The sequence below is a fragment of the Achromobacter sp. B7 genome, from assembly GCF_003600685.1.
In the GTDB taxonomy this organism is placed as follows: Bacteria; Pseudomonadota; Gammaproteobacteria; order Burkholderiales; family Burkholderiaceae_B; genus Achromobacter; species Achromobacter spanius_B.
Genome location: NZ_CP032084.1, coordinates 996,283 through 1,009,438, shown reverse-complemented (window position 1 = coordinate 1,009,438; position 13,156 = coordinate 996,283). Strand labels below are relative to the sequence as shown.

The following is a 13,156-nucleotide window of genomic DNA, read 5'->3' as shown; positions in this document are numbered from 1 at the left end:
CTTAAAATGTTTCATCGATACTCCCAACGAGGTCTCAATGCGTCCCGTCCGTAAAGCCGTTTTCCCTGTCGCCGGCATGGGCACCCGCTTCCTGCCCGCCACCAAGGCGATGCCCAAGGAAATGCTGCCCGTGGTCGATAAGCCATTGATTCAATACGCCGTTGAAGAAGCGGTCGCCGCCGGCATCACCGATCTGATCTTCGTGACGGGCCGCAACAAGCGCGCCATCGAAGACCACTTCGACTCGGCCCCGGAACTTGAATCCGACCTGGAAAGCAAAGCCAAACACGAGCTGCTTGCCATGGTGCGGGGCATTCTACCCGCGCATGTCAATTGCCTCTACATCCGCCAATCCGCGCCGCTGGGCCTGGGCCACGCCGTGCTGTCGGCCGCCCCCGCCGTGGGCGACGAACCCTTTGCCGTATTGCTGGCCGATGACCTGATCGACGCCGACACGCCGGCCATGAAGCAATTGGTGGATGTGGCCGTGGCCCAGAACGCCAGCGTGCTGGGCGTGCAGGATGTGCCCCGCGCCGATACCCGCAAGTACGGCATCGTGGCCACCCGCGCCGGCGAAGCGAATCTGGATCCGCGCACGGAACGCGTCACGCATATTGTGGAAAAGCCCGAGCCCGATGCCGCCCCGTCGACGCTGGCCGTCGTGGGCCGCTACGTGCTGGAAGCCGCCATTTTTGACCACCTGCGTTCAACCAAGATGGGCGCGGGCAACGAAATCCAGCTGACGGACGGCATCGCCTCGCTGATGCGCGAGCGCGCCGTGTTCGCGCACCGCTTTGACGGCGTGCGCTACGACTGCGGCAACAAGGCGGGGATGTTCCAGGCCACCGTGGCGCTGGGCAAGAAGTATCACGGACTGGTGCCGGAATAAGCCCCGGCCGGCCTGAACCACGTTCAGGCGGATAGCGCCGCACGGGCCTTGGCCCGGGCGCGCGCATCGCGGTCCACCTTGCGCAGCCGCCCCTTGGCGGACAAGCGCATCAAGGTGCCCAAGGCCACCATCAAGCCGATCACCTCGACCAAGGCAGCCGGAATCCACATCGTGAGGCCGCCGATGGTCTGGTCTGTTTGCGCCGACATGGCGATGGCGCGGCCACAGAGCTCAAACAACGGATAGATATCGCTTTCAGTGAAGGCGATGACGGCGCCCGCCACCATCTGCGGCAGCATGGTCAGCACCGGAGAAATCACGCGTCCGCCCGGCGTCATGGCCGCGGGCGGCGCGGGGCGGCGATCCAGGATCAGGTTCCAGTACATGAAGCCGCTGATCACCACGGACCAGTTCATCAGGCGATACAGGCGCCAGTCCAGCATGGAATAGAACTGCACGGACGGAATCAGCCAGACCAGCACCAGGAAGACGAACAGCGTCGGCACGAAAATCTTGTTGGTCAGTACGGCAACGGTGACCCGCCCGCTGCGCGTGCGCAGAAAGTCACGCAGCCGGATGCGCCAGGACATCGGCAGCCCGGCGCGCATGACCTGGCCCGGAAATGCCGCCATCACCAGCAGCGGACCCAAATGGTGTAGCACCAGATGCTGGATGCGGTGGATGAAGAACATCCGTTCGGCGTAGTAGTCGACGCGCGTATGCATCGACAGATACAGCAGCACCAGCCCCAGCCAAAAGAAAAAGCGACGCGCGCCGGTCACATGGTGAACGCGTTGCCCGCGCACGAACAGCACGATCGCCACCACGAAGGAGGCGACCAACGTGGGAGAGAACTCCCAGGGTATGAGCCATTCAAGACTATCCATGCGGGCCATCCGAAAGACATCGGGAAAGACTGGGCCGGCGGCGCGCGCCGGCCTGTGGGCTGATTGTAGTAGACCGCGCCGGCCCGTGGTCCGGTGGGCCGGCAGGATCAGAAGTGATGCGAAACGCCCGCTCCGACGCGCGTGGTGTGGGAATGGGCGGGGTCGAACTGGTCGTCCAGCGTGTAGTTGGACGCGTACCCGGCAAAGCCGTATAGCGTCGTGCGTGGTGACAAGGCATAGGTATAACCCAGGGTCGCCACCTGCGCCTTGCGCGCCGTCATGCCGTTGTCCCACTGCCAGTCGGGTCGCGCCAGGGACCACTGCACCAGCACGGTGCCCGGGCCGAACGGCACGCTGGCGCCCACCAGCCAGGCATTGATGGTGCCGCCCTGGACAAACGGGGCCGGACCCAGGCCCTGGCCCAGGTTGTCGGGGTCGCCGCCGTCCAGGCCGACATAGCCGTTTTGTTGCCGCGACCACGCCAGTGACAGTTTCAGCACTTCAAAGTCGTAAGCCGCGCCCAATTGCACGGCGCGGGGCCGCTTGGCCCCTGCAGCCGAATCGGAACTGGCCAGCTGCAATTGATCCCACGTGGCCACGGCCAGCAATGGTCCGCTTTCGTACTTCAGCCCGGCGCTGACCGCGCGGGTGTTCTGGTTGGACCGAAACCGATTCTGGTCGCCGGCATCGAACGAGTAGCCCGCGCCTAGCTGGAAGCCGTTCCAGTCCGCCGACGTCACGTTCACCATATTGCTGAACTGGAAGTTGTCCGAAGCCTTGAACGTGGCGCCCATGCCCATGTCCTTCCAGGACGCAATTTCCAGCGCGTTGCCGAACGTCTGGCCGATGGTGCGCTGGCGCCCCAGGCGCACCTCGCCATAGGTATCGTTGCCCAAGCCGACCCAGGCCGCGTAGTTGAACAGGCGGCCCTCGTCTTCCAGCTGGCCGCTGGACGGGTCGAAGCCGCTTTCAAGGCCGAAGCGGCTGCGCCAGCCGCCGCCCAGATCGTCGGTGCCCGACAGGCCCCAAAGTGAATCCGTCAGCCCGCCGTTCAACACGCCGGCGTGGCTGCCTTGTCCGGACACACTGGTCACCGCTACCCCGGCATCGACGACGCCGTACAGGTGCAGGCCGAAGTCTTCGACGGCGGCGGCCGTGGCCAGCACGGGCGACAAAATCAGCCCACCGACCATGACGACCGCGCAGAATGCCTTTTTCATGCTTTCTCCTATCAGGGCGAGCACCTTTGCCCGCCCCGCCAGATGTGACCTTATTGCGGCCTTATTGCCAGCCGTAACGACGTACCCAAATGCCCTTGAGCAACTGCGTCAGCACGCAGTAGCTCAGCAACACCCCCACCAGCCAGGGGAAATAGCCCCATGGCAACGCTTGCAGCTGGAAGTACTCGGCCAGCGGCGAGAACGGCAGCATCAGGCCCAGCACCACCACCATTGCCGTCATCGCCATCAACGGCCAGGACGCCCGGCTTTGCAGGAAAGGAATGCGGCGCGTCCGGATCATGTGCACGATCAGCGTCTGCGACAGCAAGCCCTCGACAAACCAGCCGGACTGGAACAGCGTCTGATGCTCCGGCGCATTGGCATGGAACACAAACCACATGATGCCGAACAGCGCGATATCGAACAGCGAGCTGATCGGGCCGAAGAACACCATGAAGCGCCCCAGGCCGTCCGCATCCCATTGCTGCGGCTTCTTCAGCAGTTCTTCGTCGACATTGTCGAAGGGAATTGCCGTTTGCGATACGTCGTACATCAAATTCTGCAGCAGCAGGTGAATGGGCAGCATCGGCAGGAACGGCAGGAAGGCGCTGGCGACCAGCACCGAGAACACATTGCCGAAGTTCGAGCTGGCCGTCATCTTCAGGTACTTGAGCATGTTGCAAAAGGTCTTGCGGCCTTCGATCACGCCGTCCTCCAGCACCATCAGGCTCTTTTCCAGCAAGATGATGTCGGCGGCTTCCTTCGAGATATCCACCGCGGAATCCACGGAAATACCGACGTCGGCCGCGCGCAGGGCCGGGGCGTCGTTGATGCCGTCGCCCATGAACCCCACCGTATCGCCTTGTGCACGCAGGCTGCGCACGATGCGTTCCTTGTGCGCGGGCGTCAGCCGGGCAAACACGTTGGCCTGGCGCACCGCCACCGCCAGTTCCGCATCGTCCATGGCTTCAATCTGCGCGCCCAGATACACGCCGCGCACCTCGAAATCGACCTCGCGGCAGACTTTCTGCGTGACCAGTTCCACATCTCCGGTCAACACCTTGACCTCGATGCCGGACGCTTTCAGCGCGGCCAGCGCCGGGCCGGTCGATTCCTTGGGAGGATCCAGGAAGGCGATGTACCCCACCAGCACCAGGTCCGACTCGTCGGCCACGCCATAGGCCAGTTGCGTGGGCGGCATTTCCTTGACGCCCACCGCGATGACGCGCAGCCCGTCGCGGTTCAGCTCGGCCGTGACGCGCCGGATATCCGCGCGCCGCGCGTCGGTCAGCGGAAATACCGAATCGCCCACGCGCAAGCCCGTGCACGCCGTCAGCATTTCTTCCAGCGCGCCTTTGCAGATCAACTCGTGATGGTCACGGCCGTTTTCCGTTTCGTTGACGACAACGGACATCCGCCGCCGCGAGAAATCAAAAGGAATCTCATCGACCTTGCGGTACTTGGTGGCCAGGTTCAGGCTGCGCTTGACCTCGGCATGCTGCAACACCGCCACATCCAGCAGGTTCTTCAGGCCGGTCTGGTAGTAGCTGTTCAGGTAGGCATAGGCCAACACATCGTCGCTGCTGGATCCGTACACGTCGGTGTGGCGTTCCAGCACGATACGGTCTTGCGTCAGCGTGCCCGTCTTGTCGGTGCACAGCACGTTCATCGCGCCCAGGTTCTGGATCGCGTCCAGGCGCTTGACGACGACCTTGCGGCGGGACATGCGCAACGCGCCCTTGGCCAGCGTGGCGGTAACGATCATCGGCAGCATTTCCGGCGTCAGGCCCACGGCGATTGCCAGCGCGAACAGCAAGGCTTCCAGCCAATCGCCCTTGGTGACGCCATTGATGACGAAGACGATGGGAGCCATGACCAGCATGAAGCGGATCAACACCCAGCTGACACGGTTGATGCCCTGCTGAAACTGCGTCGGGGCACGGCTTTCCTGGGTGACCCGGCCGGCCAGCTGACCAAAGTAGGTATTGGCGCCGGTGGCGATGACCAGCGCGCTGCCTGATCCGCTGACCACGTTGGTGCCCATGAAAGCCATGTTTTCCAGCTCTAGCGAGTTGTCGGTTTCCTCGCGCTGGACGGCGTGCTTTTCAACGGGCAGGGATTCGCCCGTCAAGGCGGCCTGGGCGATGAACAGGTCCTTGGCGTTCAGGATGCGGCAGTCGGCGGGGATCATGTCGCCGGCCGAAAGCAGCACCACGTCGCCGGGCACCAGTTCAGCCAGCGGCACTTCCAGCTGGTACGAGCCCGAGTCGTGCAGCGGGGCGCCGAACACGCGCCGGCCGTTGGCGGCATCCGGCGTCAGCACGTCCGCGCGCAGCACGGTAGCGGTGTTCTGTACCATGGCTTTCAGCGCTTCGGCCGCGCGGTTCGAGCGCAGTTCCTGGGCGAAGCGCAGCACAGTGGAAATCACCACCATGGAGCCGATGATGGCCACGGCTGTCCACGACTTGTCGTCGGCCTCGGCCATGCGCACGTCGGTCAGCCAGGACAGGCCGGCCAGCGCCGTCAGCAGCAGATTGAACGGGTTGCGGTACGACAGCCACAGGTGCGAATACCAGGACAGCAGCTTTTCGTGGTCGACTTCGTTGGCGCCGTGGCGTTCGCGGGCAGCGTCGGCCTGGGCTTGCGTCAAGCCGCCACGGCCACTGGCCAACTGCGTGAACAAGGCGTCCAGCCCCATGCGGGATTGCTCCAGCATGCGGCGGTTGGCGCGCCGCGATGCCTCCGACGGCGTCGACGCAACGGCGGTTTGAGCGCCCTGTTCAAGAATGGGGGTGCGACGGAAGTGACGGCCTGCGCGGCGGCGGCCGGCGGCCGACGAAAAGAAGGATTTCAGGAAGGTAAACATCGGAGTGCTCCGGTTTTTCTTGGATTTCTTGTCGGAGACACGGCTTTCCCGCCCAGGCGCCGGCCACGCGGGCAGGAACGGGCCACGGCCATGATGGAAAGCCGTGGGTCCGCCCATGCGGGCGTGCGCAGGCACCGGGGCAATGTTGCCGGTGTCCGGATCGCGGTGAATCGCGCCGGAGTGCAAAAAACGGAAAGGGAGCTAGCTGGGAATCGAAACCGGCGCCGTCGACGCGTTCGTCAGTGGGACGCGGTAAGGCCGGGGATTCAATGCTGCGGAGTCCGTCGGAACCGGAAGTCTGTCCGGCCGGTCGGCTCGCAGGCGAGAAGACAGGTCAGACAGGCATGCCGGCGCCGTGCACTTGGCGCAATCGAGGGTCGGGGTCTAAGGCACTAGGCATGATCTCTCCTGGGACAAGTGGGCGTTACGCAGCCATTGCGGCGGCTTGCGCGCCGAAATGCACGTGGCGCACGGCGGGGTTGGCGCTGAGGCGGCGCGCTTGCGACATCAATTCAGCACGCAGTTCGGGCGGGCAATTGACGGTGATGCAAGCCGATGCCAGGTTGGGGTCGCGGCCTTGGTCGACCTGCACTTGCGAGACATCCAGGCCGGCGGCGCTGAAGTCCAGGCAGATCTGTTTGCGCAAGGCGCCCAGTTCGTCGCGCGGGCAAATGACCGTCAAACGCGACGTGCCGCGACGGCGGCCCAGGGCGGTGGCACGGTCTACGCCGGCGCGGCGTAGGAACAAGTCGAAGAAACGCATAACGACCTCCATTGCGAAAATGGGGAGCGTGATCGCGAGTACGCGTGCAGCCGGACGCAGCGCATGGCAAACGTGCACAAAAGACGTGCACGAACGCTGACGCTGCGACTAGCGGCGGTTCTGGCGGTTTACGTTGGGGAATTTCCCGGCAAGCCGAAGGCTTGCGCTATTGCCCGGGGTGGAACCCTGGGCTTGGGATACGCCGCAACCTGTATGACAGGATGCGGCAGATGGAGCTCTGCGTGTTTCCTGTCAGACAGCGATGTCGATGCAAGATCGACTACTTTCGCCGGAATCGGTATTCACGAAGACTGCTCCTGGGATGGATAACGGACGGATTTTACGCGGGTTTCCACTGATGGACAAGGTTTTTGCGGTGCAACGACGCAACTGATGCAAAAAAGAAAAGCGGCGCGGGCCTGGCAGGCCGTGCGCCGTGTTTTCCGTACAGGCCAGCTGCTGTCAGGCGTAGAAATGCCAGCCCAGATAGGCCGCGAACAGGGCATAAAAACCGCCCACCGCCGACAACGCGGGCACGCTCATGACCGAGCGGCGAAAGCGCAGCCACAACAGGCCGATCGACAGCATCGTGAACAAGCCCGCCGCCAGCAAGGGCGCATCCAGCAGCCACGGCGTCATGAAAATACCGAGCGCGCTGGGTATGGTGGCCTGGATCATCATGGCGCCCGAAATATTCGCCAGCGCCAACCGTTCCTTGCCCTGCCGGACCCAGATCAGCGCATTCATGATTTCGGGCAGCTCAGTGGCCACGGGCGCCAGCAACAAGGCGGCCACGTGCGGGGACGCGCCCATGGCGACGCCCAGCAGCTCGATCTGGTTGACGAACACGTGCGATGCACCGGCAATCACCACCAGCGCCAGCACCGTTTGCATCGCCGCCCAGAACATCGACGGGTCGGTGTCGCGGGGCCGCAGCTTAAGCGGTTCGAGGTCTTCGGAATCGGCCCGTTCTTCGTCATGGCTAAGTTCGCGTTTGACGTACATGCCGTAAGTGGCCAGGAACAGAATGCCCAGCCAGGGCTTCCAGGCAAAGGCCAGCAGGCCCAGCCCCACCTTGAAAATGAAAATGCCCATGAACCAGGCCTGGTCGCGGGCCAGCCGGCGCTGGTCCGCGTTGATACAGTTGGCTTTTTCCGGCTGCCCCCCACGGCGGGCGCGCCACAGCGCGATGCCCACCACGGCGTATGCCAGGGTCGCCAGCACCAGCGGGCCGCCCATGGCTGCGCCGACGCCGATGTCTTTCTGTTCAGGGGTGTCGCCGAACACGACGGCCATGAAAGTGACCGCGCTTTCGGGCAAGGCCGTGCCGAAGGCCGCCAGCACGGTGCCGGTGGCGGTAGCGCCCAGATGGAAGCGGTGTCCGACCCATTCAACGCCATTGACGAAGAATTCGCAGGCGAAGTAAATCACTGCCGCGGACAGGAAAAACAGGAACAGGGTGAGCAACATATGAACGCAGCCGGACGAGCAGAAACCAATTGGCGCGACGCAACGGCTCGCCCGGCTAGGGTGAACGCTACGCGGCCAAAGGTCTCGCCTGGCTGATCCATGCGGCGGGCGGGCCGCTTGCATGGAAACCGTTAGCGCCATGGAGTTCTAGCAACCGCTACGCGGCACTGAACCACCAAGTCTGTTGACGCTAACTCCTTTGGGGGCAAAGGATGGCTACTCCCCAATGACAGAGCCGCGATTGTAGCAGCGCAAATCGCGCCGTCCAGTCAAATTCGCCTGGACCGCGCCGGTTGGGTTTCTGCTGTTGCGCGCGCGCGATAGCGGGGTAAAGTAAGCCGCATCCCTCACCTTTCGCGGGGCTAGCGCCCCTGCCCGCCATGAGCCTGCCTCCCGCCGACATCGCTCCCTTTGCCGCCCGCCGCCAACGCTTGATGGAACGGATGCGCGCCGACGGCGGCGGCATCGCCATCTTGCCGACCGCCCCCGAGGCGATCCGCAACCGCGACGCCGAGTTCCCTTACCGCCACGACAGCGACTTTTTCTACCTGACCGGTTTCACCGAGCCGGCAGCCTGGCTGGTACTGATCGCGGGCGCCACGGATCGCGCGCTGTTGTTTTGCCGGCCGCGCCATGTCGAACATGAAATATGGGAAGGCAAGCGGTTCGGCCCCGAAGCGGCCGCCGATTACTTCGGCTTTGACGACGCCCACCCGATCGATGCGCTGGACGAACTGATACCAAAGCTGATGCTGGACCACCCCACGCTGTATGCGCCCCTGGCCGGCGACAAGCATCGCGACGGCCGCCTGCATCGCTGGCTGTCCGCCGCGCGGAATGCGGGGCGCGCCGGGCATGCGCCGCCCAGTCGGCAACAAGACATTCGACCGTTGCTGGCGGAAATGCGGCTGATCAAGGACGCCTCTGAAATCGCCAGCATGCGGCGCGCCGCCAAAATATCGGCCGGCGCGCACGCCCGCGCCATGCGCGTGGCCCGCCCCGGCATGCACGAATACGAACTGGAAGCGGAACTGCTCTATGAATTTCGCCGCCACGGCGCCCAGGCCGTGGCCTACAACAGCATCGTCGCGGCGGGCGCCAACGCCTGCGTGCTGCATTACCCGGCAGGCGAAGCCGTGCTGCGCGACGGCGACCTGGTGCTGATCGACGCGGGCTGCGAAGTCGACAGCTACGCCAGCGACATCACTCGGACCTTTCCCGTCAACGGGCGCTACAGCGGCCCGCAGCGCGCGCTGTACGACCTGACCGTGGCCGCGCAAGAAGCCGCGGCGGCGGCCACCGCGCCCGGGCGCACCTTCAACGACGGCCACGACGCCGCGTTGCGCGTGCTGGCACAGGGCATGATCGACTTGAAGCTACTGAAGGGGTCCCTGGACGGCGTGCTGGAATCGGGCGACTACAGCCGCTTTTACATGCACCGCACCGGCCATTGGCTGGGGCTGGACGTGCACGACGTGGGCGATTATCGGCAACCCGGCCCCGCCCAGCCCTCCGGCGACCGGCCGTGGCGCACGCTGGAACGGGGCATGATGCTGACGATCGAACCCGGCATCTACGTGCGCCCCTCGGACGATGTGCCGGAAAGCTACTGGAACATCGGCATCCGCACCGAGGACGATGCGCTGGTTACCGATGAAGGCTGCGAATTGATCACGCGCGGGGTGCCGGTGCAGGCATCCGAAATCGAAGCGTTGATGCGCGAATAGGGCCGCCGGGCGGGGGCGGAAAGCGCAGCAGGCCGTGGGCAGCAATGAGCGCCGCGGCGGACAGCATCCCGCGCTACAGCACCAGCCCGTCCAGCCAGCCCATGGCGACCCAGACGTAGACCACCACCATCGCGATGGCGAACATCGACACCACCGAACCCACCAGGCAGGCCAGCAGCGCCACCAGCACCGGGCCCCAGCCCGTGGATGTGGGCCGCCCCAGGTCGGGGTTGTAGCGCCGGTCAAATTTCTCGTCGGACATCAGCGAGAACACGGCGCTTTCAATGAAGCCGTCGATCATCGGGATGAACAACAGGAAGAAGGCCGGGTTGTCGTACCAGACGGGGTAGAAGCGAAACGCGCAGAACAGGCTGACGATGGCCAGCAGCGTTACCGCCCAGGCGTAGCGGCGGCCCAGGTACCACCAATGCGCGCCAAACGAGCCGAACAGGCAGGCCAGCAGCCCCACGGCGACCTTGCCGCGCGGGCGGCGGGCGGTGGCGGATGCAGTGGCACTAACCGATGCAGCGGACACCGAAGAAGAAGCCTGAACCTGCGTCATGTCGATCAACCGGGAAGGGTTACGCGCGGCCCGCCGCGCTGGCTGTGCCGGATTGTAGTGGACGGTTAAAATCCCGGCATGACTGCATCCGCCTTCGATATCGCGATTCTTGGTGCCGGCCCCGTGGGCCGCGTACTGGCCCTGATGCTGGCGCGCGTCGCGCCGGACCCGTCGCGCATCGCCCTGCTGGCGGGCAGCGTTCCGGCAGCGGCCCCCGCCGCGCCGAGCACTGCGGGGGCGCCCGCCGCGGGGTCGCCCGCAGATACCATCCCCGCCGCTACCATCCCCGCCGCCACCATTCCCGCCGCCGATCCGCGCGTGCTTGCCATGAACCACGGCAGCCGCGTGTTGCTGGAGTCGTTGCTGGCGTGGCCGGATCGCTCGGCCGACATACGCAATATCCATGTGTCGCAGCGCGGCCGGCTGGGTCGCACGGTCATTCAGAACACCGATTTCAACGTGCCGCAGCTGGGCAGCGTGGTGGCCTATGCCGGCTTGCACGCCAAGCTGGACGAACGCGTGGCCGCCTGCGGCGTCACCGTGCTGTCCGGCCCCGCCGCGCAGGTCGAACGCCAGGACGCCCACGGCGTGCGCATCGCGCAGGGCGACAACACCCTGCTGTGCCAGGTGGCCGTGCAGTCCGACGGTGCCGGCGCCACGGACCTGCGCCGCGATTACGGCCAGCATGCCGTGCTGACCACGGCCCACGCCACGCTGCCGCGCCGGGGTTGGGCCTGGGAACGCTTTACCGCAGAAGGGCCGCTGGCCCTGTTGCCCCATCCGCAAACGCCCGATGCGTACTCGGTGGTCTGGTGCAGCGCCCCCGAACGCGCCAACGAACTGGCCGCGATGGACAACGCCGCGTTCTCGGCAGCGCTGACGCAAGCTTTTGGCGATCGCCTGGGCCGGCTGTCGAGCCAGTCCCCGCGCCACGTCTTCCCGCTGGCGCTGGCCGCCCGGCGCGCCCAGGTGCAAGGGCGCGTGGTGGCCATCGGCAACGCCGCGCAGACGCTGCACCCCGTGGCCGGCCAGGGCCTGAACCTGGGCCTGCGCGACGCCGCCCGCCTGGCCCAGACGCTGGCCGGCTGGCTGGCGCAGCCGCAATCCAGTCCCACCGCGCGCCTGACGGAATTCGCACAGGCGCGGCAGGTCGACCGTTTCATCACCGCCGGCCTGACCGATTTGATGCCGCGCGTGTTCGCCACGGGGCTGGCGCCCGTCGAGCACGCCTGTGGACTGGCCTTGCTGGGCATGGACCTTGCTTCGCCCCTGCGCGCCCCCCTGGCCCAGCACTTGTTGCAGGGCTTTCGCGCCTGAACCGCGCCGCTTGTTACCAAGCTGTCGGCCTCTGAAAACAGGGGTCCGATTCGAGCCGGTTAAAATGTGACCATGCGCATAGGCCAATGGACCCTTCCCAACAACGTTCTTGTCGCGCCCATGGCGGGCGTGACGGACCGTCCGTTCCGACAACTTTGCAAGAAGTTGGGGGCGGGCTACGCCGTGTCCGAGATGGCCGCCAGCAACCCCAAGCTATGGGATAGCGTCAAGACGTCCCGGCGGCTGAATCATGATGGCGAGATCGCCCCTATTTCGGTCCAGATCGCGGGCGCCGACCCGGCCATGATGGCCGAGGCCGCCGTCTTCAACGCCGGCAAGGGCGCGCGCATTATCGACATCAACATGGGCTGCCCGGTCAAGAAGGTGTGCAACGTGGCGTCCGGGTCCGCGCTGCTGCGCCACGAAGACCTGATCGTCCGCATCCTGGACGCCGTGGTCTCGGCCTGCGCGCCGCTGGGCGTGCCGGTCACGCTGAAGACCCGCACCGGCTGGGACCGCGACAGCCGCAACGCGCTGCGGGTGGCCAAGCTGGCCGAAAATGCCGGCATCGCGGCGCTGACGCTACACGGCCGCACCCGCGCCGACCTCTATACGGGCGAGGCGGAATATGACACTATCCGCGCCGTCAAGGCCGAGCTGACCATCCCCGTGATCGCAAACGGGGATATCGACTCGCCTGAAAAAGCCAAGCACGTCCTGGATTACACTGGCGCCGACGCGGTCATGATTGGCCGGGCGGCACAAGGCCGTCCCTGGATCTTCCGCGAAATCGATCACTATTTGCGCACGGGCGAGTCACTGGCCCCTCCCTCCTATGGGGAAATGCGCGAGCTGTTGCTTGAACATCTCGACGACCATTACCGGTTTTATGGCGAGCACACCGGCGTACGCACGGCGCGCAAGCATATTGGCTGGTATCTGGACGGCCTGCCGGGGGCGGATTCGTTCTGCGCCCACATGAACCTGATCGACAATACCCGCGACCAGTGGCGGGCGGTGTCGGATTGGTTCGATACCCTCTCGCGCGACGGAGAGCCCCATCCGGCGCCGGTCGCAGAAGCCCTGCTGGCGGCATAACCGCCTCAACACCAACATAAAAATATCTGTACTCAAATGAGCAAGAAAGATGTCCTGGAAGAATGCGTGCGCGCCAGCCTGGAGCGCTATTTCGAAGACTTGGGTGAATCCGAGCCCCACGATATGTGGGACATGGTGATGCGCTGCGTGGAACGCCCGGTGCTTGAAGTGGCGCTGGAGCGGTCGGGCGGCAACCAGTCGCGCGCATCCGAAATGCTGGGCATCACCCGCAACACCCTGCGCAAGAAGTTGCTGGCGCACAATATCCAGGTATAGCTTTTTCAAGAAGGACGGCCCCCCCAGCGGGCACCGTCCTTTCCTTCGCAGATTCCCATCCCGACCTGAACGAGAAAGGCC

At 65.0% G+C, this 13,156-nt stretch carries 11 protein-coding genes and 1 riboswitch; of the genes, 5 read left to right on the top strand and 6 right to left on the bottom strand.

Annotated features, from left to right (window positions below; translation table 11 throughout):
- Positions 1-37: 37 nt before the first annotated feature.
- On the top strand, positions 38-889 hold the full coding sequence (gene galU / locus DVB37_RS04490; protein ID WP_046803479.1) for a UTP--glucose-1-phosphate uridylyltransferase GalU: 852 nt from the start codon (positions 38-40) through the stop codon (positions 887-889).
- 23 nt (positions 890-912) lie between these two features.
- Here the strand turns inward: galU and DVB37_RS04485 are convergent, their stop codons facing one another.
- From DVB37_RS04485 to DVB37_RS04465, 5 genes are all read right to left on the bottom strand, one after another.
- Positions 913-1,785 carry a cytochrome c oxidase assembly protein gene (locus DVB37_RS04485; RefSeq protein WP_104143544.1) on the bottom strand — a complete coding sequence of 291 codons (873 nt, stop codon included), beginning with the start codon at positions 1,783-1,785 and terminating at the stop codon, positions 913-915.
- A 98-nt stretch (positions 1,786-1,883) separates the two neighbouring features.
- Positions 1,884-2,996: a porin gene (locus DVB37_RS04480; protein ID WP_120154021.1), complete on the bottom strand. Its 1,113-nt coding sequence runs from the start codon at positions 2,994-2,996 to the stop codon at positions 1,884-1,886.
- A gap of 61 nt (positions 2,997-3,057) precedes the next feature.
- Complete coding sequence (gene mgtA, locus DVB37_RS04475; protein ID WP_120154019.1) at positions 3,058-5,862, bottom strand: magnesium-translocating P-type ATPase; 2,805 nt, start codon at positions 5,860-5,862, stop codon at positions 3,058-3,060.
- A gap of 424 nt (positions 5,863-6,286) precedes the next feature.
- Positions 6,287-6,625, bottom strand: a complete 339-nt coding sequence (locus tag DVB37_RS04470; protein WP_039882806.1) for a hypothetical protein — start codon at positions 6,623-6,625, stop codon at positions 6,287-6,289.
- Between the two features lie 462 nt (positions 6,626-7,087).
- On the bottom strand, positions 7,088-8,095 hold the full coding sequence (locus DVB37_RS04465) for a sodium:calcium antiporter (RefSeq protein WP_120154017.1): 1,008 nt from the start codon (positions 8,093-8,095) through the stop codon (positions 7,088-7,090).
- Between the two features lie 80 nt (positions 8,096-8,175).
- A riboswitch (yybP-ykoY riboswitch) is annotated at positions 8,176-8,339 on the bottom strand.
- Between the two features lie 136 nt (positions 8,340-8,475).
- Here DVB37_RS04465 and DVB37_RS04460 point away from each other — a divergent pair.
- Positions 8,476-9,822: an aminopeptidase P N-terminal domain-containing protein gene (locus DVB37_RS04460; protein WP_120154015.1), complete on the top strand. Its 1,347-nt coding sequence runs from the start codon at positions 8,476-8,478 to the stop codon at positions 9,820-9,822.
- 73 nt (positions 9,823-9,895) lie between these two features.
- Here the strand turns inward: DVB37_RS04460 and DVB37_RS04455 are convergent, their stop codons facing one another.
- Complete coding sequence (locus tag DVB37_RS04455) at positions 9,896-10,384, bottom strand: TM2 domain-containing protein (protein WP_082134374.1); 489 nt, start codon at positions 10,382-10,384, stop codon at positions 9,896-9,898.
- A gap of 78 nt (positions 10,385-10,462) precedes the next feature.
- Here DVB37_RS04455 and DVB37_RS04450 point away from each other — a divergent pair, with 78 nt between their 5' ends.
- The 3 genes from DVB37_RS04450 to DVB37_RS04440 all read left to right on the top strand — a co-directional run bounded on the left by DVB37_RS04450 (position 10,463) and on the right by DVB37_RS04440 (position 13,075).
- The gene (locus DVB37_RS04450) at positions 10,463-11,701 is read left to right on the top strand and encodes a UbiH/UbiF/VisC/COQ6 family ubiquinone biosynthesis hydroxylase (RefSeq protein ID WP_120154013.1); all 1,239 of its coding nucleotides are present in this window, start codon (positions 10,463-10,465) and stop codon (positions 11,699-11,701) included.
- A 72-nt stretch (positions 11,702-11,773) separates the two neighbouring features.
- Positions 11,774-12,799, top strand: a complete 1,026-nt coding sequence (gene dusB, locus DVB37_RS04445) for a tRNA dihydrouridine synthase DusB (protein ID WP_046803485.1) — start codon at positions 11,774-11,776, stop codon at positions 12,797-12,799.
- 36 nt (positions 12,800-12,835) lie between these two features.
- Positions 12,836-13,075 carry a helix-turn-helix domain-containing protein gene (locus DVB37_RS04440; protein WP_006217670.1) on the top strand — a complete coding sequence of 80 codons (240 nt, stop codon included), beginning with the start codon at positions 12,836-12,838 and terminating at the stop codon, positions 13,073-13,075.
- Positions 13,076-13,156: the final 81 nt, after the last annotated feature.

Excerpts from the sequence above, each read along its gene's own strand:
- galU (WP_046803479.1), top strand. The coding sequence starts at position 38 with ATGCGTCCCGTCCGTAAAGCCGTTTTCCCTGTCGCCGGCATGGGCACC.
- DVB37_RS04485 (WP_104143544.1), bottom strand. The coding sequence starts at position 1,785 with ATGGCCCGCATGGATAGTCTTGAATGGCTCATACCCTGGGAGTTCTCT.
- DVB37_RS04480 (WP_120154021.1), bottom strand. The coding sequence starts at position 2,996 with ATGAAAAAGGCATTCTGCGCGGTCGTCATGGTCGGTGGGCTGATTTTG.
- mgtA (WP_120154019.1), bottom strand. The coding sequence starts at position 5,862 with ATGTTTACCTTCCTGAAATCCTTCTTTTCGTCGGCCGCCGGCCGCCGC.
- DVB37_RS04470 (WP_039882806.1), bottom strand. The coding sequence starts at position 6,625 with ATGCGTTTCTTCGACTTGTTCCTACGCCGCGCCGGCGTAGACCGTGCC.
- DVB37_RS04465 (WP_120154017.1), bottom strand. The coding sequence starts at position 8,095 with ATGTTGCTCACCCTGTTCCTGTTTTTCCTGTCCGCGGCAGTGATTTAC.
- DVB37_RS04460 (WP_120154015.1), top strand. The coding sequence starts at position 8,476 with ATGAGCCTGCCTCCCGCCGACATCGCTCCCTTTGCCGCCCGCCGCCAA.
- DVB37_RS04455 (WP_082134374.1), bottom strand. The coding sequence starts at position 10,384 with ATGACGCAGGTTCAGGCTTCTTCTTCGGTGTCCGCTGCATCGGTTAGT.
- DVB37_RS04450 (WP_120154013.1), top strand. The coding sequence starts at position 10,463 with ATGACTGCATCCGCCTTCGATATCGCGATTCTTGGTGCCGGCCCCGTG.
- dusB (WP_046803485.1), top strand. The coding sequence starts at position 11,774 with ATGCGCATAGGCCAATGGACCCTTCCCAACAACGTTCTTGTCGCGCCC.
- DVB37_RS04440 (WP_006217670.1), top strand. The coding sequence starts at position 12,836 with ATGAGCAAGAAAGATGTCCTGGAAGAATGCGTGCGCGCCAGCCTGGAG.